A 500-nucleotide genomic window follows, 5' to 3' on the forward strand; every position below is an offset into this window, starting at 1 on the left:
AAGAATTTCTCAAGGGCATCCGTATAGTATTCCTCCAAAACCTTTTTTTCTTCTTCCTTGGGATTCCTTACCAAGATACGCTGAAATACGGTGGTGACCCACTGTTCCGCATCTTTTGTATCCGTAATGGTATTCTCCGATAGTACCCGGGCCGCCTCCAACACCTGCACATCGTTCTGCAATGCCAGCGCCTGTAATGGCGTATTGGTCTTCTGCCTCCGCACTTCACAGATATCCCTGTTGGGCGCATCAAAAATGGACATGCTTGGAGGTGGCAGCGTCCTTTTCCATAAGGTGTACAGGGAACGCCGGTACAATTTATCGCCTTCGTCGGCAGTATAAGTCGTAAGAACTCCCCTATTGCCACCCGCGTTGGTCTCCTCCCACAGTCCCGGGGGCTGGTAGGGCTTTACACTTGGCCCGCCTATCTCTTTGTTCAACAGACCGCTGGTGGCCAAAACATAATCCCGTATGATCTCACCGCTCATCCTGAACCTCGG

At 51.4% G+C, this 500-nt stretch carries 1 protein-coding gene; it reads right to left on the reverse strand.

Annotation, left to right across the window (positions count from 1 at the left end):
- The coding region (locus tag MWU84_RS24100; RefSeq protein WP_246906591.1) for a DUF1553 domain-containing protein at positions 1-500 on the reverse strand (500 nt) is incomplete at both ends.

The sequence above is a fragment of the Arenibacter sp. F20364 genome, assembly GCF_023015905.1.
GTDB lineage: Bacteria > Bacteroidota > Bacteroidia > Flavobacteriales > Flavobacteriaceae > Arenibacter.